This window comes from Frateuria edaphi (assembly GCF_021117405.1).
GTDB classification, from domain to species: Bacteria; Pseudomonadota; Gammaproteobacteria; order Xanthomonadales; family Rhodanobacteraceae; genus Frateuria_A; species Frateuria_A edaphi.
On the sequence record NZ_CP088251.1, the window covers coordinates 1,681,573 to 1,701,694 of the forward strand.

The 20,122-nt window shown below is 66.5% G+C and carries 15 protein-coding genes; 7 read left to right on the top strand and 8 right to left on the bottom strand.

The window, feature by feature from the left end; genetic code table 11:
- The first annotated feature begins 8 nt into the window (after positions 1–8).
- The 6 genes from LQ772_RS08040 to LQ772_RS08065 are packed head-to-tail and all read left to right on the top strand — an operon-like array spanning position 9 to position 11,717.
- Entirely contained in the window at positions 9–368 is a 360-nt protein-coding gene (locus LQ772_RS08040) for a GPW/gp25 family protein (protein ID WP_231325598.1), read from the top strand.
- Positions 365–3,205, top strand: a complete 2,841-nt coding sequence (locus LQ772_RS08045) for a putative baseplate assembly protein (protein WP_231325600.1) — start codon at positions 365–367, stop codon at positions 3,203–3,205. Before LQ772_RS08040 ends, LQ772_RS08045 begins: the two co-directional genes overlap by 4 nt.
- Positions 3,202–6,300, top strand: coding sequence for a putative baseplate assembly protein (locus tag LQ772_RS08050; RefSeq protein ID WP_231325602.1), 3,099 nt, complete (start codon positions 3,202–3,204; stop codon positions 6,298–6,300). The genes LQ772_RS08045 and LQ772_RS08050 overlap by 4 nt, the downstream gene beginning before the upstream one ends.
- Positions 6,297–8,540: a hypothetical protein gene (locus LQ772_RS08055; protein ID WP_231325603.1), complete on the top strand. Its 2,244-nt coding sequence runs from the start codon at positions 6,297–6,299 to the stop codon at positions 8,538–8,540. Before LQ772_RS08050 ends, LQ772_RS08055 begins: the two co-directional genes overlap by 4 nt.
- A 10-nt stretch (positions 8,541–8,550) precedes the next feature.
- A complete protein-coding gene (locus LQ772_RS08060; RefSeq protein ID WP_231325605.1) occupies positions 8,551–10,068 on the top strand; it encodes a DUF6519 domain-containing protein in 1,518 nt (505 codons plus the stop codon).
- A 23-nt stretch (positions 10,069–10,091) separates the two neighbouring features.
- A complete protein-coding gene (locus LQ772_RS08065; protein ID WP_231325607.1) occupies positions 10,092–11,717 on the top strand; it encodes an esterase/lipase family protein in 1,626 nt (541 codons plus the stop codon).
- Positions 11,718–12,107: 390 nt separating this feature from the next.
- On the opposite strand, the gene LQ772_RS08070 is transcribed toward LQ772_RS08065, so the two are convergent.
- Entirely contained in the window at positions 12,108–12,461 is a 354-nt protein-coding gene (locus LQ772_RS08070; protein WP_231325609.1) for a hypothetical protein, read from the bottom strand.
- Positions 12,462–12,589: 128 nt separating this feature from the next.
- Between LQ772_RS08070 and LQ772_RS08075 the strand changes: the two genes are divergently transcribed.
- Positions 12,590–13,228, top strand: coding sequence for a hypothetical protein (locus LQ772_RS08075; protein ID WP_231325611.1), 639 nt, complete (start codon positions 12,590–12,592; stop codon positions 13,226–13,228).
- Between the two features lie 164 nt (positions 13,229–13,392).
- On the opposite strand, the gene LQ772_RS08080 is transcribed toward LQ772_RS08075, so the two are convergent.
- The 7 genes from LQ772_RS08080 to LQ772_RS08110 all read right to left on the bottom strand — a co-directional run bounded on the left by LQ772_RS08080 (position 13,393) and on the right by LQ772_RS08110 (position 18,516).
- Entirely contained in the window at positions 13,393–14,556 is a 1,164-nt protein-coding gene (locus LQ772_RS08080) for a zonular occludens toxin domain-containing protein (RefSeq protein ID WP_231325612.1), read from the bottom strand.
- A complete protein-coding gene (locus LQ772_RS08085) occupies positions 14,546–14,860 on the bottom strand; it encodes a DUF2523 family protein (protein WP_231325614.1) in 315 nt (104 codons plus the stop codon). The genes LQ772_RS08080 and LQ772_RS08085 overlap by 11 nt, the downstream gene beginning before the upstream one ends.
- Complete coding sequence (locus tag LQ772_RS08090; RefSeq protein ID WP_231325615.1) at positions 14,860–16,353, bottom strand: hypothetical protein; 1,494 nt, start codon at positions 16,351–16,353, stop codon at positions 14,860–14,862. The genes LQ772_RS08085 and LQ772_RS08090 overlap by 1 nt, the downstream gene beginning before the upstream one ends.
- A gap of 71 nt (positions 16,354–16,424) precedes the next feature.
- Positions 16,425–16,634 carry a major capsid protein gene (locus LQ772_RS08095; protein ID WP_231325616.1) on the bottom strand — a complete coding sequence of 70 codons (210 nt, stop codon included), beginning with the start codon at positions 16,632–16,634 and terminating at the stop codon, positions 16,425–16,427.
- Positions 16,635–17,019: 385 nt separating this feature from the next.
- Entirely contained in the window at positions 17,020–17,313 is a 294-nt protein-coding gene (locus LQ772_RS08100) for a hypothetical protein (RefSeq protein WP_231325618.1), read from the bottom strand.
- Positions 17,314–17,335: 22 nt separating this feature from the next.
- A complete protein-coding gene (locus tag LQ772_RS08105) occupies positions 17,336–18,367 on the bottom strand; it encodes a replication initiation factor domain-containing protein (RefSeq protein WP_231325620.1) in 1,032 nt (343 codons plus the stop codon).
- Positions 18,364–18,516 (bottom strand): hypothetical protein, encoded by a 153-nt coding sequence (locus LQ772_RS08110; RefSeq protein WP_231325622.1) that lies wholly within the window; start codon positions 18,514–18,516, stop codon positions 18,364–18,366. The genes LQ772_RS08105 and LQ772_RS08110 overlap by 4 nt, the downstream gene beginning before the upstream one ends.
- Between the last annotated feature and the right edge of the window lie 1,606 nt (positions 18,517–20,122).

Consider the following 20,122-nt stretch of genomic DNA (forward strand, 5'->3'; position numbering starts at 1 on the left):
GCGAAGTCATGAACATCGACTATCCGTTCCAGTTCGACAACCGTGGCCGGAGCGCGGAAACAGGCGACGACGAGCATGTGCGCGACATGATCGAGCAACTGCTTTTCACCAGCCCGGGTGAGCGCGTGAACCGCCCGGACTTCGGCAGCGGCCTGCTGCAACTGGTGTTCGCACCGAACAGCCCGGAGCTGGCTGCCGCGTTGCAGTTCACGGTGCAGGCGGCGCTGCAGCGCTGGCTGGGCGATGTCATCGACGTCGGCACGCTGCAGGTGAGCACCGACGACGCCACCTTGCGCGTGGAGCTCAGCTACACCGTTCGCGCCAGCGGCGCGGCGCGCAGCGACAGTTTCGAGCGGAGCCTGCCATGAACACGCTCCCGTCCGCCCGCATCGGTTGCACGCTGCCGCCGTCCTGCAGCGTTCCCGCGCGGCGCGAACGGCTGCGCCTGTCAGGCACGTTGAACGGCATCGACTACATCGAAGCGGGCGAGGATGGCGTCACCCTCTGCGTGCATCTGTTCGGCGATATCCCCGGCGACATCGGGGTGGCCAACGTGCGGGTCAGTGGTGGCGATCGCATCACCGGCCTGCGCGTGCTGAGCGTGCAGGAAGAGCACGAGCCGGACATGCACGACGATGCCTGCCTGCGCGTGCGGCTGGACCGCGAAGGCGACCACACCGTGTATTGCCTGTGCCTGGTCGAGGCATCCTCCGGCAGCGACCCGTCGGACTGGCGCGCGTACCGCGGCTTCGACCCGCGGTATGCGTGCGCCTCGCTCCGCTTCAGGCTCGATTGCGCGAAAGACCTCGATTGCGCCACGCCCACGCCGTGCGTGCAGCCGCCGATGCCCGTGCCCGAGATCAACTACCTGGCCAAGGACTACGCCAGCTTCCGGCAGTTGTTCCTCGATCGCATGGCGCTGGACATGCCGGCCTGGCAGGAAAGCCACGTGCCGGACATCGGCATCGCGCTGGTCGAGGTGCTTGCCTACACCGCCGACTATCTGAGCTACTACCAGGACGCCGTCGCTACCGAGGCCTACCTCGCCACGGCGCGCCGGCGCATCTCGGTGCGGCGGCATGCGCGACTGGTCGATTACCGCATGCACGAGGGCTGCAACGCGCGCGCACTGGTGACGCTGGGGCTGGCCGAAGGCGAAGTCGAGCTGCAACTGGATCAGCTGCTCCTGCTGGTGCCACCGCCGGGGCAGGGCAACGTCGCACCCGGCGCGATCGACGCGCGGCAGCTGGAGACGGCTCGCGGGCAAGGCGCGCTGGTGTTCGAATCCATGCCCCGCGACGGTGCGGCCACGCAGCTCGTGGTCGCGGCGCACAGCGCGATCCGCCTGCATACGTGGGGAGACGAACTGTGCTGCCTGCCGCGGGGCAGCATCCGCGCCACACTGGTCGATGCACCACTCGATGCGAAGCCCGAGTCCGGTTCCGAGGCGTCGTCACCCGATGCATCCGGGCGCGGCGCCGATGCGCGGTCGTCCGATGGACGGCCGTCCGATGCGCGACCGGACTCCGCCGCCCACGCCCCGCCGCCCGACCCGCGCCACGCCGTTGCCGCTGCATCCGGGCAGCCGCAACGCGCACTCAAGCTCGTCGTCGGTGACTTTCTGATCTTCGAGGAGGTGCTGGGACCGGGGACCGGCAACCCGGCCGACGCCGATCCCACGCACCGGCACGCGGTGCGCCTGACCCAGGTGCAGCCCGGCGTCGATCCGCTGGATGGCCGCCTGCTGCTGGAGGTTGCCTGGGACGCCTGCGACGCGCTGCCGTTCGACCTGTGCCTGTCGGTACGCAAGCCGGCGCCCGACTGCGCATGGCTGCACGATGTCAGTCTCGCGCGTGGCAACGTGCTGCTGGTCGACCACGGCGAACACGTGGCCGGGCAATGCCGTTGCGATCCTTTGTGCGCACCCTCCGCCAACGACGGCGACTATCCCGGACTGGCCGGCGAACTGGCCGCCATGCCCGATGCCTGCCAACGCTGCCAGGCGCTGGTCGAGGATTGCTGGCTGGTTCCCGGCACTGCGCAGTACGCGTGCTGCCGTTGCGAAGGGGCAGTGCAGGACACCACACGCGTGCCGGCCGACACCGGCCACGTGGTGCCTGGCGCGCCGCTGACGTGGGCCGAACCCTTGCCTCCGCAGGCGCCTGTCCGTCGCCTGTTCGAGCGCGACCCACGGTCGGCGCTGCCGCAGCTGCGCGTCCATGGCGGCACGCTGGCCGGCGTGCTGGTGGGTGGCACTCCTCCGGCGCAGTGGCGCTGGGAAGCTCGGCACGACCTGCTGCAAAGCGGCCCGGACGATCGTCATTTCGTGGTCGAGATCGACGACGACGGCGCCGCGCACCTGCGCTTCGGCGATGGCGTGCTGGGGCGCCAGCCGCAGGCGGGCGAGTTCTTCCGCGCCGCCGTGCGCGTGGGCAACGGGCCGGCAGGCAATGTTGGCCGGGACAGCATCGTGTGGCTCGCGTTCAAGTCGGACGAGGCGCCGGCCGACCTGCATCCGCGCAACCCGCTGCCGGCCAGCGGCGGCATGGCAGCGGAAAGCCTGGCCGAGGTGAAGCTGTATGCACCTGGCGCGTTCCGCGCCAACCCGTTGCGGGCCATCGTCGCCGACGACTACGCGATGTTCGCCCGGCGCGCGCCGGAACTGCAGGGCGCCGCAGCCAGCCTGGACTGGAATGGCAGCTGGTACGAAGCCGATGTGGTGGTCGACCCGCGAGGCCGCGAGAGCCTGCCCGATGGACTGGGCGCGCGCATCGCCGGCGAACTCGAGCGCTATCGGCGCATCGGCCACGACCTGGCCGTTCGCGCGGCCTGTTACGTGCCGCTTCGCGTAGAGCTGTTCGTCTGCGTGCTGCCGGATTTCCTCGTCGCGCACGTCAAGGCGGAACTTGCCGACCGCTTCGGTGCGGGCTTGCGCCGCGATGGTGCGCCCGGCTTTTTCCATCCCGACCGATTGCAACTGGGAGCACCGGTTTTCGCCAGCGTGCTGATGGCCGAAGCGCAGGCGATCACCGGCGTGGCGCACGTGGAGCTCCGGACGCTGGCGCGCATGCAGGGTGGACGGTCGGGCGAGGTGCCCGCCGATGGCGTGCTTCACCTGGGCGGCCGCGAGATCGCCCAGCTGGACAACGACCCCGACCATCCGGACCGCGGAACCCTCGTCTTCACTCTTGGAGGTGGCCGATGAGTTGCTGCAGTGCCTGCGGTTCGCATGCCTGCGCCTGCGGTTGCGGCGCCGGCACCCGCACGCCGCGTTCCCTCTACAACCGTCCCGGCCTCGCCAGCCTCGCCTATCGCGTGGGCAGCTGGGCCGACTTCCACGCCACCATGCAGATGGACCTGAGCGACGGCGCGCGGCCGGCGTTGGCCAGACTGCGTACCCGCGAGCCGGACGATCCGGCGCTGGCGTTGCTGGACGCCTGGGCGATCGGCGCCGACGTGCTGAGCTTCTACCAGGAGCGCATCGCCAACGAGGGCTACCTGCGCACGGCCACCGAACGGCGCTCGGTGCTGGAGCTTGGCCGCCTGGTGGACTACCGCCTGCGTCCTGGCGTGGCCGCCAGCGTGTACCTTGCCTACACCATCGAGAAGGACTCGCCGCCGGTAACCATCCCGGCTGGCGCCCGCGCGCAGTCGATCCCCGCGCCCGGCGAGCAGATGCAGACCTTCGAGACCGCCGAGCCGCTGGAATCACGCTACGAATGGAACGCCATGTGTCCGCGTCTGACGCGGCCGCAAGAGATCTCGCTCGAAACCGTTGCCGACCTGTCCGAGCTGTGGATCGCCACACTCGCCAGCCAGCTCAAGCCCAACGACCTGCTGCTGTTCCTGTTCGGCGATCTTCCCGCCGGCGTGCCGGCCATCCGGCGGGTGCAGTCGCTGGAAGTGGAACAGGCCAGCGCGCGCAGCCGCGTGCTGCTGCAGCCGCTGGACAAGCTGGCGCATGCGGTCGTCGCCGCGGCGCATGTCGCCGTCGCGACCATCGAGAGCGTCGCCTACGAGGGCGACGTGGCCACCCAGGCCACCGCGTTGCGCGACGAGCTGGTCGCCTACCGCAACCAGGCCCTGCTGGGCCTGCCGGAGAGCTGGTACACCGCCCACAAGCGGGAAGGGCCGCTGTCGGTGGCGCATCTCGATCCGGCCCTGCAACCGGTCGGCATGCGGTTCTGGGACGACCTTGCGCACGCCCAGGGCGACGATGCACCGGCACCTTCGCGGGGCGGCGGAAGTTTCAGGTCCTTGATCGAAGCGCTGGCGCGGCAGCCCGCGCCACAGCCGGCAAGCAGCCTCCACCTGCACCGCTCGATCGCCGGCGCACTGGGGCCATCCAGCGACGCCCGCCCGCAGCTGCTGGTCAACCTTCGCACGCATCTGGCCGACAGCTTCTATCGCGCCTGGACCAGCGTGCCGCGCGGCATGCCGTCGCCTGCGCTCACTGGCGTCCATGCACTGCGCCTGGCCGCGCCGTTGTTCGGCTACAACGCGCCGCGCATCATGGGGCTGGGCCTCAACACCGACGATGCCACCAGGGACAGCGTGCCTTACATATCCCGTCCGGACGGCGACTGGGCCGCGCATGAGCAATCCGGGCACGTACAACTGGACAATGCCTACGACGGCGTTCTGGCCGACAGCTACCTGGTGATCCAGTCCGCGGGCGAGGTGCCGCTGGTCGCGAAGGCGCGAAGCGTGCAGATCCATCCGCGCAGCGATTACGGCATCAGCGGCAAGACCACCGACATCGCGCTCTATCCCGCCGCCGGCGACGAGGACAGCTGGCCGGCACCATCGATGACGGCGGTGCGCAGCGTCCAGGTCCATGCGCAGAGCGAGCCGCTGCGGCTGGCGGAGCAGGTGATCGACGAGCCGGTTGGCAAGGTCGGCGCTGACGAAGCCGGCCCACGCAGCAGCGCGGACACGGCCACGCGGCTGACCCTCGATACCGCCGTGGACGGGCTCAAGCCGGGTCGCTGGATCCTCGTCGAAGGTCAGCGTACCGATGTCCCCGGCACCGACGCGGTCCGCGCCGCCGAGGCGGTGATGCTGACTGCGGTGGAGCAGGGCGTGGACACCCGGCTCCCTGGCGATACCGTGCACAGCACGCTGGTGTTCGCCAACCAGGGCCTGGCCTATCGCTATCGCCGCGACAGCGTCCTGGTGTACGCCAACGTGGTGCGTGCCACCCATGGCGAGACGCGCAACGAGGTGCTCGGCAGCGGCAATGGAGCGGCGGCGATGCAGGCATTCGCGCTGAAGCAGCCACCCCTGACCTACGTCTCCGCGCCTACCGTCGATGGCGTGCAGAGCACGCTGGTGGTGCGCGTCAACGCGCTTCAGTGGCACGAAATCGACAACCTGGCCTTTGCCGACGCACGCGCGCGAAGTTTCGTTACCGCAACCGACGACGAGGGCAAGACCCGAGTGCTGTTCGGCGACGGCATCCACGGTGCGCGACTGCCCACCGGCATCGAGAACATCGTGGCGAGCTATCGCAACGGCATCGGCCTGCCGGGCAATGTGCAAGCGCGACAGATCAGCCTGCTCGGCACCCGGCCGCTGGGCGTGAAGGAGGTCATCAACCCGTTGCACGCCTCCGGCGGTGCCGACGCGGAGACGCGCGACCAGGCGCGCGGCAACGTGCCGCTGGCGGTGCGGGCGCTGGACCGGCTGGTCTCGGTACCGGACTACGCGGATTTCGCGCGCATGTTCGGCGGTGTGGGGAAGGCGGTCGCCAACCGGCTTGGCGCGCACGTGCTGGTGACCATCGCCGGCGCCGCCGACGCGCCCGTCGAAACCACCTCCGACCTCTACCGCAACCTGTTGCAGGCGTTACAGCGCTACGGCGACCCGTCATTGCCGGTAAGCCTCGCAGTGCGCGAGCGCTTGGCGCTGACCATGAGCGCGCGGGTCGGGCTGGTGGAGGACTACGCCTGGGTGGACGTGGAGCCGCGACTGCGTGGCGCGTTGCTCGACCGCTTCGGCTTCGAACGGCGCGCGCTCGCCCAGGATGCGTACCTGAGCGAAGTGGTGGGGTGCCTGCAGGCCATTCCCGGCGTCGCCTGGATCGACGTGGATGCCTTCGACAGCCTGAGCGCCGCCGCGCTCGAAGCGGCGTTCGAACAGGACGAAGACAAATCAGCGCCCGACGCGCCGCGGCTGATGCAACGCATCCAGGCCTTGCCTGCGCGCTACGGCGCCGATGGGCTGGCCTTGCCGGCACAACTTGCCTGCTTCCTGCCCGCCGTGCCGGACACGTTGCTGCTGCAGGAGGCCACGCCATGAGCGCACCGGACCGGCTTTACGACCTGCTGCCCGCCATCTATCGCATGCGCGACGCGGACGCGGGCTATCCGCTGCGTGACCTGCTGCGCGTGCTCGGCGCCCAGGCGGACGTGCTGGAACAGGACATCGCCCGGCTCTACGACAACTGGTTCATCGAGACCTGCGATGACTGGGTCGTGCCGTACATCGGCGACCTGCTGGGCTACGCGCTGTTGCCCGAAGCGGCGACGCTGGACCCGCAGGGCACGACGTGCGCCGGGACCCTGGGCCGGGTGCTGGCGCCGCGCGCCGACGTGGCCGGCACGATCGACGCGCGCCGGCGCAAGGGCACGCTGTCGCTGCTGGAGGACTTGCTGCGCAACGCCGCCGGCTGGCCTGCGCGCGCGGTCGAATTCCAGCGATTGCTCGGCCGGATGCAGCACCTGGATCACCCTCACCCCTCGCGCGGCGGCACCGCCGATCTGCGCAGCCCGGGTGCCTTGCAGTTGCTTGGCTGGGAGCAGGGCGCCTTCGACACCTGCGCGCACAGTCCCGATCTGCGCCGCCTGGCCAGTCCGCGCCGACGCGGCCGCCACCACATTCCCAACGTCGGCGTGTTCACCTTCCGCCTGCGCAGCTACCCCGTCACCACCACGCCGGCCTATTGCGTGGAAGAGCGCGGACCGCATTGTTTCAGCTTCAGCGTGCTGGGCAACGACACGCCGCTGTTCCAGCGCCCCGTGGCCGAGCCCGTGCCGACGCATATCGCCGAGGAAGACAACCTGCCGGTACCGCTGCGTCGCTACCGGTTCGCCGAGCGCGGTCCATCGGCGCGGTGGGACGAGGTCTCCGACGCGCTCTACGGCGACGGTCGCAGCGTGCAGATTTTCGCGCCCGACTGGCCGGCGAAAGGGCAGGGCGTGCCGGTGCCGCGCGAGACGCTGATCCCGGCCGATCTGTCAGGCTGGCGCTACCCGATCCCGCGCGGTCGCGTGGCGGTCGATCCCGAGCGCGGCCGGATGATGTTCCCCGCCGGCCACCGTCCCAAGCGTGGGGTGTGGGTGTCCTATCAATACGGCTTTGCGGCCAACCTGGGCGGCGGCGAGTACGCGCGGGTGACGCCCGAACCGGATGGCGCGACGCGCTACATCGTGCATGTCGCCTTGCCCGCCCGCGACCCGGCCACGGTCGTCTGGCCGCCCGGCCATTTCGCCAGCATCGCCGCCGCACTCGATGCGTGGAAACAGGCGCGGACCGCCACGCCCGGCCTGCGCGCGCTGGTCATCGAGCTGGCCGAGAGCGGCGTCTACGAGGGCCGCCTCGACCTGCAGCTCGACGCGGGCGAGGCGATCCAGCTGCGCGCCGCCGAGCGCACGCGACCGGTGCTGCGTCTGCTCGACGTGCGCGCCAGCCAGCCGGATGCGCTTTCCGTCGGCGGCGGCGCCGGCAGCCGCCTGGTGCTGGACGGCCTGCTGATCGTCGGCCGCGGCATCGAGGTGCATGGGCCCGAGGAAGACGAGGAGCGATCCGGACACGAGGACCTGTGCGAGCTGTTGATCCGCCACTGCACGCTGGTACCGGGCTGGGCGCTGCATTGCGACTGCGACCCCAAGCGCCCGGGCGAGCCAAGCATCACGCTGGATGGCACGCGCGCCTCGCTGCGCGTCGAGCACAGCATCCTTGGCGCCATCGCGGTGACGAGTCCCGTGCATCGCGGCGAGACGCCGGCCGTGCAGTTGTGCGACAGCATCCTCGATGCCACTGGTCCGGAGCGCGTCGCCCTGGGCGCACCGGACGAGGCGGTGGCCTACGTCGAGGCGAGCTTCCTGCGCTGCACGGTGATCGGCGAGGTGCAGGCGCACGGCCTCGCACTCGCCGAGGACTCGATCTTCGCCAGTCCGCTGCGCGTGTTGCGCCGACAGGCTGGTTGCGTGCGCTTCTGCTTCGTTCCGCGCGGATCGCGTACGCCGCAGCGCTTCCATTGCCAGCCGGACCTGGCCTGGGCGGCGGCCGGGGTGTCGCAACGCGAGCGCGAGGTGCTGCGCGTGCTCCCCCGGTTCCGCAGCACGCGCTACCCCTCGCCGAACTACCTGCGCCTGGCCGATACGTGCTGCGACGAGATCGGGCGCGGCGCGTCCGACGGCTCGGCGATGGGCGTCTACCACGATCTGTTCGAACCGCAGCGGGAAGCAAATGCGGCGGCACGCCTGCAGGAGTGCGTGCCCGCCGGCAGCGACGCCGGCGTCATCCACGCCAATTAGGAGATCGACCATGAAAGGCGACTTCGCCCGCGTCACCTTCGACCCCGCGCTGCACTACAGCCAGGTTTTCCAGCAGCAGGGAAGGGTGCTGCTGGAGGCGGACTGGAATGAACAGGCAAGCATCCAGCTCGATCTGCTGCGCACGCTGGCGAGGGACCTTGTCGGACCGTGCTGGGCAGCGGGTTCCGGCTTCGTGGTCACCCTGCAGGCGCATGCCGGGGACTGGCAACTGGGCGCCGGCCATTTCTACGTGGACGGTATCCTCTGCGTGAACGAAAGCACCTGCACCCTGGCGACCCAACCCCACGCGCCGATACCCGATGCCGGGCTGATCGACGACCCGCCGGCAAGCGTCGCGCTGTACCTGGATGTATGGGAGCGGCACCTGTCTTCGCTCGAAGCTCCCGGCGTCAACGACATCGCGTTGAACGGTGTCGACACGGCCTCGCGTTCCCAGGTGATCTGGCAGGCGCGCCTGCTCGATACCGATGCCGAACACGTCGGTGCGCCGCTGGACGACACCCGCGCCGCCATCGAGCTGCGCTTGCAGGCTGCCGCGACCGACGCCGAAAAGGCGATCTGCAAGCAGCAGCTCGCCGACCTCGACAAGCTGCGCGATCGACTTGGCGGACAGCGGGCAGGGGATGACCCGTGCGTGCTGCTCGGTCAGGTGCTCGGTGCCCGCGAGTCCTACGCCTGGCCTCGCATGCGTGCGCAACTGGGGCCGGTCGAAGCGGACAGCGACCCGTGCGTGATTGCCGCCGACGCCCGCTATCGCGGTTGCGAGAACCAGCTTTACCGGGTCGAGGTGCACCAGGGCGGGCTCGCCGGCAGCGAGGACGCACCCGGCGGCGCCAGCTTCAAGTGGTCGCGCGAGAATGGTTCGGTGATTTTCCCGGTGCTTGGCGCAGCTTCCAGCCAGAACGCCGACGGCAGCGCACAACTCACGGTCACGCTAGGCCACCTGGGCCGCGACCAGCGCCTGGGGCTTGCGGTCAACGACTGGGTCGAACTGATCGACGACAGCTACACGCTGGCCCAGCGCGCACTGCCGCTGTTGCAGGTGGGCGCGATCGACGCGACCAACCGCATCCTCACCCTCGCCGTGCCGAAGAACCTCGCCCCGTATCTCCCGGGCGCCGATGCCCATCCGCTGCTGCGCCGGTGGGACCAGCGCAACGATCTGACAGAGCAGGGCACCGTGGCGCTGGCCGAAGGCGAAGCGATCGACCTGGAGGACGGCATCCAGATCACCTTCGAGCCGGGCGGCCAGTACGCCACGGGCGATTACTGGCTGATTCCCGCCCGCGTCGGTGGCAACGGCACGCTCGACTGGCCGCAGACCGCCGGTACGGCCGCCGCGATGAGATCCCGCGGCATGCACCACCGGGCGGTACTGGGCACGACCGGCGACGACGGCGCGTACCACGAATGCTGCTGCCGCTTCGACTCGCTCTGCGCACTGCTCAAGGGCAACACCAGGCGTCTTGCCCCCAACCGTGCGGGAAGACCGCGCAGAGAACCCTGAAGGCCGCGCTGCGGAGCACACCCATGCCCAACCCATCGCAAGACCCGGAAAAGGCCCGCTACCCGATCATCTACGTTCGCGGATACGCGATGACCGACGGCGAAAAGGACGAAACCGCCGCCGACCCGTTCTGCGGATTCAATGCAGGGTCCACCGTCTACCGTGCGGTTTCCGATCGCACCAAGCCGGCGCAGCGATTCGTGTTCGAATCACCGGTGGTGCGGCTGATGAAGGACTTCGGCTACAGCAACGTCTATGAGAATGGCCTGGATATCCTCGATGACGGATACGAAGGCCAGATTCCTCCCACCTCGATCATCATCTACCGCTATTACGACGACACCGCGCCGCTGCTGGGCGGCAAGCAGGCGCCCTCGCTGGAGCGCTTCGCCAAGGGCCTGTCCGACCTCATCCTGCGCCTGCGCGACCAGGTCTGTGCCAACGCGCTCAACTGCATGCCCCCGGAAAACTTCCGCTGCTACCTGGTGGCGCACTCGATGGGCGGCCTGGTCTGCCGCGCCTTCCTGCAGAACCCCGACCTCGGCGACGGCAAGGCACGCGCGACGGTGGACAAGTTCTTCACCTACGCCACGCCGCACAACGGCATCGACATGGCCGGCATGAACGTGCCCAGCTGGCTCAGCGCCTGGGACATGAACACCTTCAACCGCTACAAGCTGATGGGCCTGTTCGGCTACGACGAGGCGTTGCGGAAGAGGGGACGCTCGGACTATCTGCGGAACGGACAGGACTTCGATGCAAGGCGGTGCTTCTGCATGGTCGGCAGCAACCGCAGCGACTACCACACCGCCATGGGCCTGTCGCGCACGTTCGCCGGACATGGCAGCGACGGCCTGGTGCGCATCGAGAACGCCTGCCTGTGCGACATCGACCGGACCGGCATGGAAACGCCGGTGGCGACCGCCTACACCTACCGCTCCCACTCGGGATTCTTCGGCATCGTCAACAGCGAAGAGGCCTACCAGAACCTAACGCGCTTCCTCTTCGGCGACGTGCGGGTCGACATCTTCGCCCGGGTAGACCGGGTGACGCTTCCGCCGGCCATCCAGGGCAAGGACGTCGACGCCCTTTACCAGTTCGAAGTGCTGGCCTCCCCACGGGGCAAACCCTGGTTCCTGACCCGGCGCGTGGCCGAAGAAGACTCCGTCGCCTGCCGCAGCCACGCGGAACTCACCGGTGCGCCGGGCGACGCGCGCCGGACCGTGTACCTCTCCAGCGTCTTCCTCGCCAACCGCTCGCGCGTGGACAAGAACCGCGCATCGCTTTCCTACAGCATCACCTTCGGCGCGCGCGTCCCAGACTACAAAGTAGACCGCATCCTCTGGCTCGACCAGCACTACGAAGGCAGCTACCTCTACCGCGACACACTGATCGTCGAACTGCTGCCGCCCGCGACACCCGACGACAGCTGGAAAGTGCGTTACCGCTGGCAAAGCCAGGCAGCCGCACCCATCGAAGACGACTACAAGCCGATGCCGCTGGTCGACGGCAAGGCCGTCCTGGAAGTCGGCTTCGCCAGCGCAAGCAATCCCGGCATCGCGGGCACGCTGGTGTTCAACGTAAGCGCCTGGAACGATTGGGGCGCTCCAGCGCCAGGAAGGGTGGTGGCGATGGGGCATGATGGATAACCCCGGTAGGGATCCGTAGGTGGCTCTTTAATTTCGCATAATGTCTATTATGTCAAATCTCACGCGGTGGGCGCGGAGCCTTCACGCGGCGGCTGTTGCCCTGTTGGCCCGCCTGCATGGAGGCGCGCAGCATGGGCCGTCGCCGGCAGCGGCTTGACTGGGACTGGAATGATCAGCGGCAGGAATTCACCACGCCATCCGGCCGCGTGGTCTCGCTCCAAGAGATCGCGCAACTTCTTCACGACCAGGCGGAATGCCGCTTTGATTTCGCCGGACCATGGGCCGGCTGGCGCATGCGCGGCGCGGCGCTCTTTCCGCCTCACGCAGTGCGCGGTGGCCCATGCCTAAAGCCAGATACGGGAAAGCACCTGTGTCGCTGGATCGCAGAGGCTAGCGCCGGTACTGGCCCGAACACGCAACCGGCCGGCCGTCAGGCCCTAAGGCTTGTGTATAGCTCGCGCCTTCGACCCTGATGACGGTCCCGCCAACGCAGCGCTCACTTGCAGCAAGCCGCCGAGCATCCAGCGCCCGCTGTCGCGCCTCCGCCCGCTGCCTCGCGTCCAAGGCACTCTGACGCTGGCCCTCCTGCAACGCCTGCTGAGCATAGCCCGTGAGGCTTTGGATAAGTTCTTGTGCCTCGGCAATGTCGCGCCGGCGTTCGAATTCCCGATAGCTGACGAACCCGACCACCAGCAGCAAAGCGGCTGCGACGATTCCTAGCGCGATTTTTCCTGCTCCGTCCATGTTCCACGCCCCTGTTGCTTGCCGGCATCGTAGCAGCGCGCGAGGCGCTCAAATTGATGCGGCGTGTTTGACCTCGCAGCCGCGAACGATGGAGCATCCAGAAATATCAAATGAAAGGGGGCATGAGAATGATCGAAGGTATCGATCCACGCGAGGCGAGTTGGGTAGCCGAAAAACTGTTCCATTCGGCGATAGCAGACGGCCACCTAACCTCAGATGACCTAAAGGATCCCCATCGCGCGATCAAAAAGCTTCAAACGCTCGTCAAGGTAGGAGACTTCGAACTGACTTTTGTCATCGATCATAGGGGTTCGCTTTTAGACCTTGCGCTTGAATATATGAAAGCCACCAAGTACGAACTTAGCGTCCTTTTCTTCGCCACATTTTTCGAGCATTCGATAAACCATGTAATTGACGCATCGCTTAAGCGGAAAAATTTCGGGAATGACGTAGCGAAAGGCCTGATTCGGGCTTGCGCCATCCGTGACAAATTCGGCTGGGTGCTGGAACTTCTCTCCCTTCCCTCTTTCAATGCGGCGCATAGAAAAACCATCGAGCGTGTGGCCGAGGAACGTAACCAGTTCGCTCATTACAAATGGACTGGTTTCAAGGAGCCGAAGGCGGCAGATTTGAGCTTGCTAGCTAGCGCTAAGAAGGCGGCTACGTACGCAAGAACTTATGAGTCCAGGTTGATTTATAACGGGAACAAGACACGCATCAATAAGCTGTTCCCGGCAAAGTCACCTAAGTCCCGCAAACCCGTCTAACCGAAGATGGGAGTAGTAGAAGCGGGTCGGCGGGGAGGCGTGAGGGGTCAAGATGAAGACTTGCCATGCAGCCCCCGGGAGGGGGCTGTGGGTGCGTCTGCGGCTTCACCGAAAGCAGAAGGGCGTATCCGCAGGGGTTCCCCCTGCACCCCACCCGGCTACGATCAACCGTTATCGCCGGCGATGGCATCCGGGTTCCATGACCCAGGTTCACCCGGCGCAACGTAGGTCTGTGCACCAACGCCGTTTTGCCAGCGGCCGGACGCCTGGGGCTGAGCGGGTGCAGACCAGCCCACCGGCTGGCGCGCCTGCGGCGTGCCCGCCGCCGCTTGGCTGGTCTGTCCCCTTCCCGCCTCGGCGCGGTCGGCCGACTGGAACGGGTTGTACAGCCCATCGTGCACGATCTGCCGGCACATCTTCACCGACATTTCGTAACGCGTGCCCTGCTCCGTCATGCAATGGCAGTCGCCCGTTTCTATCGCTGCGCAGAACACGCGGGGCTGCGCCTGAACCTGCAACCCGTCGAACATAGGAGCGGACCAGGGGATGCCTTCAATACGCGGACGTTGCCACTTGGCGTAGTCCTGCGTTCGCAGCGTTTCAGACTCGGTTGCCGAGCTATGGCCCATGCGGTCCAGAGCATCCACGCCCTGGTCAACATGCGTAGCAGCTTGCACCTTGGCAGGGTCTTTGAGGCCAAAGACGAAGTACAACGCGGTAGGGATAAGCACCGCCGCGCCGACGACCATGGCCACGAAGAAATACAGCTTGCGCGGAATCTTCCGCTTCATGTTGTGCAACTGGGCGGACTTGTAGTCATCGAACACCGCAGCAGGCAACGTGCCGATTTCTTCGGTCGCGCTTTTTTGCTGGCTTGGGCGTTCGGGCTGGTCCATGCACCGGCCCCAGGTGTAGCGAATCACAAGGTTCGTGTTCCACTTCCGCACGCAATGCACGTGCTCGTCGACCAGCTTGCGGACGTAGGCGCTCATCAACGAGGGGTGCTGCGTGGTCAGCAGGAAGTGGCAGCCATCGTGCCGCACCTTGGAGATGGATTTCACCCAGGACTTCGGCAGGCCCTTGTCCAACGGCATCAAGTGATCTTCCTGGCACTCGTCCAGGCAGATAATCGAACCGGGCGGAAGCTCCTCGCGCCAGTTCTGTAGCTGCTCCATCGTCAGCGTATGCGCCAAGCCTTCGCGCAGCCCGTTGATGCCCATTTGAAAAATGGGCCGGTCGGGCGAACTCTCGCGCAACTTCTGGATTTCGTGCACGAGGCACGCCGTCTTGCCCGCACCCGGCAGGCCCGTGAAAAGCTTAACCGGCATTGCCGCCTGCCCCCTTCGCCCGACGCGACACCAACATGGCGTGCGCGCTGTCCGTGATCGCCCTGCCCATCCAGGCGCTGCAAATGATCGTGATCGCTTGATCGATCCCAAACCAGCCGACGTAATCGACCATCGGCCCCGCGGTGCCGAGCATGGCTTTAATCTGCGCCTCGCCCGGGACCACGCTCGAGCCGGCGATCGCGCTCGTGGCGAAGCCGATACCAAGGCTGACCAAGCCGCTTATCACCATCTGCCCGACCGTGCTGAGCAGCATTTCACCGATCCACGCAACCAGAACTGGCATCAGCCGATCCCCTTCATGCCGGCGCCCTTGGTGATTTGCCAAGCCGCATAGAGCGCCATTGCGAGGATCAGGCCCCGCACCCAATCGCCCACGACGCACGCGTTGGAGAACGGGACAACGAACTGCCCGAGCTTGCCAGCGTCAACCGTCAGATCAACGAGCGGGCACGTGGTGCCGTAGCCGAACCCGCTCATGTCGTAATTGCCGGCGTTGGCCGCGTCGCCTGCGCCGCCGTCGCCGGTGGGCGGCGTATCGCTCCATACATCGCTCTGCGCATACTTCGTCTTGAGCGAGTCGAAGTCGCTCGGCGGACCATCCCCGGTCAGGTCTTTGTGCAGCTGCGCGGAATCCTTCTTGGCCTGACACATCGCAGTCCACTCCTGGCGCGCAACGCCGCACATCACGGCATCGCCAGCACAAACGGGAGGACTGCCGCAGTCGCCGCCGCCGCTGTAGCTCCCTGGCGGGCTCGCCGTGCTGCTACCGGGTGCAGGGTCGCCCCCAGTCGCAGGCGGGCCGCTGTCGCCCGCAGATTGGCCGCTGGTGGACTGCGTGCCGCCTTGGTTCGTGTAGCTGATGACGGTGACGTTCTGGTTGGTGCCGGTGGACGGGTCCGCCTGCGTGTAACTGTCGTTGTTCGTCACCGCCGTAGGCGGGTCAGGCACCTGCGCGGCTGGCGGAGTGGGTGCGGAAGGCGAGCCCGCGCAGATCGTGGAATCACCGGAACTAGCACAGCCGCCGCCAGGCTGGCGCGCGGTGTTGCCGGGGATGCAGATTTGCACGCCGTCACTGACCGCGCAGAAGTTGTCGTTGTTCGGGTCGTAGCAGCTTCCGCCGCCGCACGCCTTCGGAGGCGGGTTCGTCGGCGGTGTCGTGGTGGGATCGGGAGGCGTGGGGACCGGCGTGCTTCCGTTCGGCGCTTTCCAGCCGCCGTTACCGGGAGAGCCGTCGCACGTGGAACCGCTGGAGGTCGATGACCCTGGGGTGTGCCAGCTTCCCCACTGGTTCATAGTCGGAGGGCCGCTAACGCTGACGTTCATACGGCACATAACGGTCGCGCCGCCGCTGGTGACCGGCGTGCAGAACGAGTAGCCCTGCAACACCTTGCCCGCGAGCGACCCGCTCACGGTAGGCGCGCTATCGCACGGGTTGATCGGCGTGGTGTAGATATAGTCCTGGCGCTTGGCCCAGGGGGAATACACCTGCGAAGTCCGAACGCCACCGGAAATGTAGTAGATGATTTCCCAGCCCTGCACCTCCGGCCTGCCATCGGTGTAAGTGCCCTCACGGCACTCCGCATCCTTGGCGACGTTCGTTTCTTCGTTGGCGGCCCACGCCTGACACGCGGCCATCGCTTGAGTGTGCGTGGTGTAGGTGGTGGCCGCGTGCGACGCCACGGGAGCGCCCAGCAGCACCAGGAGCAGCAGCGCCCTCAGTCGCCCCGCGAGGGCGAGAACATGATCCAACCGGCACCGAGCCACGCGACGATACATAGCCATCCTTCCATCACTCGCCTCCACAGGAAAAAGGCCCCGGAGCTTGCTCGCGGGGCCTTGCTTGCCGATCAGTTCGGCTTGAGCCACTGGTACGCCTTCTTGCCGTACAGCACGGCCAGGATGGCGAGCATCAGCGTACCGACCGCGATGCCGGCGTCGGTCATGTTGGTGGTCAGGCTGGTGACGTCGATGGCAGCGGCCTGGGACGAGGCAGCGGCCAGGAACGCACCGAGGCCGATGCCGTAGGCAACGGGCTTGCTGTTGTTGAACTTGCGCATGGTTAATCATCTCCTGACGGTTTGAGGGTTCGAAGGCTGTAGGCGATGGCCCAAACCGCCAGAATGCTCAGGCCTACAGTGTTTCCTTCCGCAATGGTCATCGGCGGAAGAAGGGACGGCGGTTGACCCCAGTACGGCTGATCGCAGACGCCCGTTTGGACGTCCAAATGATCGACCGGGCACATCTGCACATAGTCAGCGGGCATGGGGTATCCAAGGCACCAATTCCCCCGGGAAAAGATGAAGCTATTTCCCGGTGAAATCGGTCGTAGAGCCTTGTCCTAGCCGGACCGGCCGAAGCCGAGAGCGGAAAGGTACGAAGGCGGAAAGGCGGAAAAGCGGAAGATCGAAAGGGGGTCTGAAAACCCCCTTTCATCCCCCGTTATCAGGCTGCTTTCGCAGCCTGGGTCTGAGGCTTGACGGGTTCGAACTCGCGGCCGATCTGCAAACGGCCGTCGCGGTCCAGGTACATGCCGGTCGCCTTGACTTCGTAGTCACCGGGCGGCAGGAAGTGCGGATTCTTGGCGGCGTCGAAATACTGTTCGAACTCCTCCACCCGGCCCTCACCCTTGACGATGCCGCAGACCTGGAAGCCGTGAACCTGCCCCGGCTTCTTGCCCTCGCGGGTCTTGATTTCGTTGTAAGCGCGCAGTCGCGTGTAGTTGACTTGATTGGACATGACGATGCCTCCGTTTGGCCGTCTATATGGCGAGTTGATGGGTTGCGAACGCGACCCCGAGTGATTCCCCCGACAGGGGGTTTTCTTGCACCCAGCGCGGCACAACGGCACGCGCGATGCGTTGGCGGACGAACGCGCCCAGCGCGTAGTCGTCCATGCTCAGCTTCGCGACCAGATGCAGCAGCCCGCCGTACTGGCGCTTGCAATGCCTGACCGCGCTCGCGAAGTTGCCCTTCGCGGTTTCGACCGCCGTGCGCATCAGCGACATGACGGCGCTCATCCAGTCCATGCAGGGGAACTCCCCCACCACGTATTCCCAGGGCGCGACGAGCACAGCGGTGGGAATCTCGCGGTTGCGTGCGTAGAAGCGCGCTTCCCAGCGCACCCAATCCACGCCCTCGTCCCCGTCCCGCAGCCCCTGTTCCCTGCCCTTCTCGTAGACGACCATCTGCCGCGTCGCGGTCTTCTTGCCGATGTACAGGGTTTGGCCGCTGCCATCGTTCCAGCCGACGCGTTGCATGGCCGGGCGCTTGAACGCGCCGTCAAAGGCTCCCGCCTCGTACATCTCCCGGGCGGTGTCCAGGTTGCGCATGCCGCTGTAGTCGTCGTGAGCGGCGTGATACTCCGTGATCCTGGCCCCCACCGTGTCCAGGCAATCGCGCACGTGACCCCACGCGTCCGCGAAGGGTCGCGAGCGCGCAACGAGGGCGCATGCTGCGCCCGTCAATTCCACGGACACGGTTCCCCGCTGGCGGTCGCCGCCATAAGCCACGTCGCCGCAGGAAACGCCGTCCGGCGTCAGCAGTTGGAAGTGGTGCGTGTAGCCACGACGCCCGCCCTTGGCTTCGCCTTCCAGCACGAGGCCCGACGCCGGGAAGAACCAGTCGAGGAAGGCCAGGACCTTGCGCACCCGCGCGGCATCATCGAACGCGTCTTCGAACACGACCGCTTCGCGGGTCGTGAAGCGCAGGAAGTCCGCGACGCACGGGAGTTGTTCGTTCAGGTTGGTAGGTCCCCTGTTAGCCGACGGGACCTTCGGTTCGCGGCGGGTCACGGGAACATCTCAAGCTGTTCGCCCGCAAGCTGCGCATGCAGGGCTTCGTTAGCGAGGCGCAGCCACACGGCAGCGCGGTCGGGCTGGCCACGGTCGCAGGCCGCGAGACACTCGGCCAAGGCGATGCTCTCGGCTTCGACGGCGCTCACAGGCGCACGCCTTCCAGCGTCTGGCGCTGGCGGCGGTTGAGGGTCACGAGGACAGTCGCGACGCGGTACGCGATCAGCGGCAAGGCGAGGTAGATCAGCCCGGCAAGAATTTCCATTTGAGGCCCCTTTGTCATCAGGCCGATGACATGGGCGCTTGTATACTCCCCGATGACAACTGCTGTCAACAAGGTGATGACATGTCGCACACGACCGATTTGCTAGACGCCTACAAGCAAGCGCTTGGGCTGCGCACGGACATGGCTGCGGCTGAAGCCCTAGGAATAACGCGCGGCGCAGTGAGTGCTTGGCGCAGCGATACGAACCGCCGACACGCCGAGCCTGAGAGCGTCGAGACGATGGCGAAGGCATGCGGACTGGACCCGGAGGAGTGGGTTCTCCGAGTCCAGGCGGACCGGGAGGCACAGGTGAACCCGCGCCGCGCACAGGTGTGGGTTCGATGTGCTGACCGGCTGGCAAAGACTGCGGCAGCCGTCGTCCTCATGCTCGCGTTTGGACGTCTAGGCGTCTACGCGTCACCTGCCCCGGGCGTGCATTCTTTCGCTCATAACCCGGGCACACTGTCTATTATGTAAAAATCCGGAAGTCCCAAGAGTGTCGCGTTTGTTCCGCTACCCAGCTGGCAGCCGCACGGCCTCGTGCTTGGACCGCAGCCAGCCTACGAAATCTAAAAAAGGCACTGGCGTGGGTCTCGTCAGTGCGACCGAATCGACGACCGGTATCAACAGGCGGACACGTGCACGTGGTGCTGCGCGTGTTGCAGCCAGACTTGGACCGGGCACATTGCCTCCGAACCCGGCGGAGTACCGCTCTGTTGGCAGCGTAAAGAAAGCCGGGCTATGCCCGGCCTTCCCTTTACGAGCGACGTTTACTGCCCTTGTTCGGGGCTTGCGTGAGTGCCGACGCTGCAACGCGCTTCACCGGCGCCGGGGTTTTGGGGTTGGACAGGAGCTTACCGGCGGTCGAAGCGACTGATTTGCTAGTTTGTTCGTTACGCTTAGTCATGGGGCGGGTCTCTTGCAGTGCGGGTCCGAGGCGGCTTTCGCCAACCTGTTCGAGCCACCTGCCGCCACCCCCTGAAGACGGCAACGTGCTCAACCGCAACATATGCCTGTGTTCACGCGACGTCAACACAACAAATGGTAAGCGCACATCGCTCTGGCCCCAAGCGATGGGTCGTATCCGGTCGGACCCGGCATTGCTACCGGCCTCAGGGGTCTTAGTAACCTCGAAAAGTCGAAGGGGCGCGATTTCGCCAGCTATCGCGGTCGGGACCGAGCCGTGACCAGGCCTTCTACGCGAACGATCTCACCCGCGCCACCTAGCGAGCCGTCCAAGCGGCAAGGATTGCCGACGACATCTGACCGTCGCTGCCCTGAAGTGCAGGAAGTACGTGCGGAGGTAGCCGTTGAGGATCGAGCAGTCCCAAAACGCGGTCGCGACTCAAATAGAAAGCCACAAGCCTCGCAGCCCTTGGCAGCGCCGCTATTGGTTCTCGCCTCGGACTCATTGTCATCGACAAGGCCTCATGATCTCGCGGCGCCCGGCGCCAGCAGTGCGATAAGTTGATCCGCCCGCCCTTCCGGTC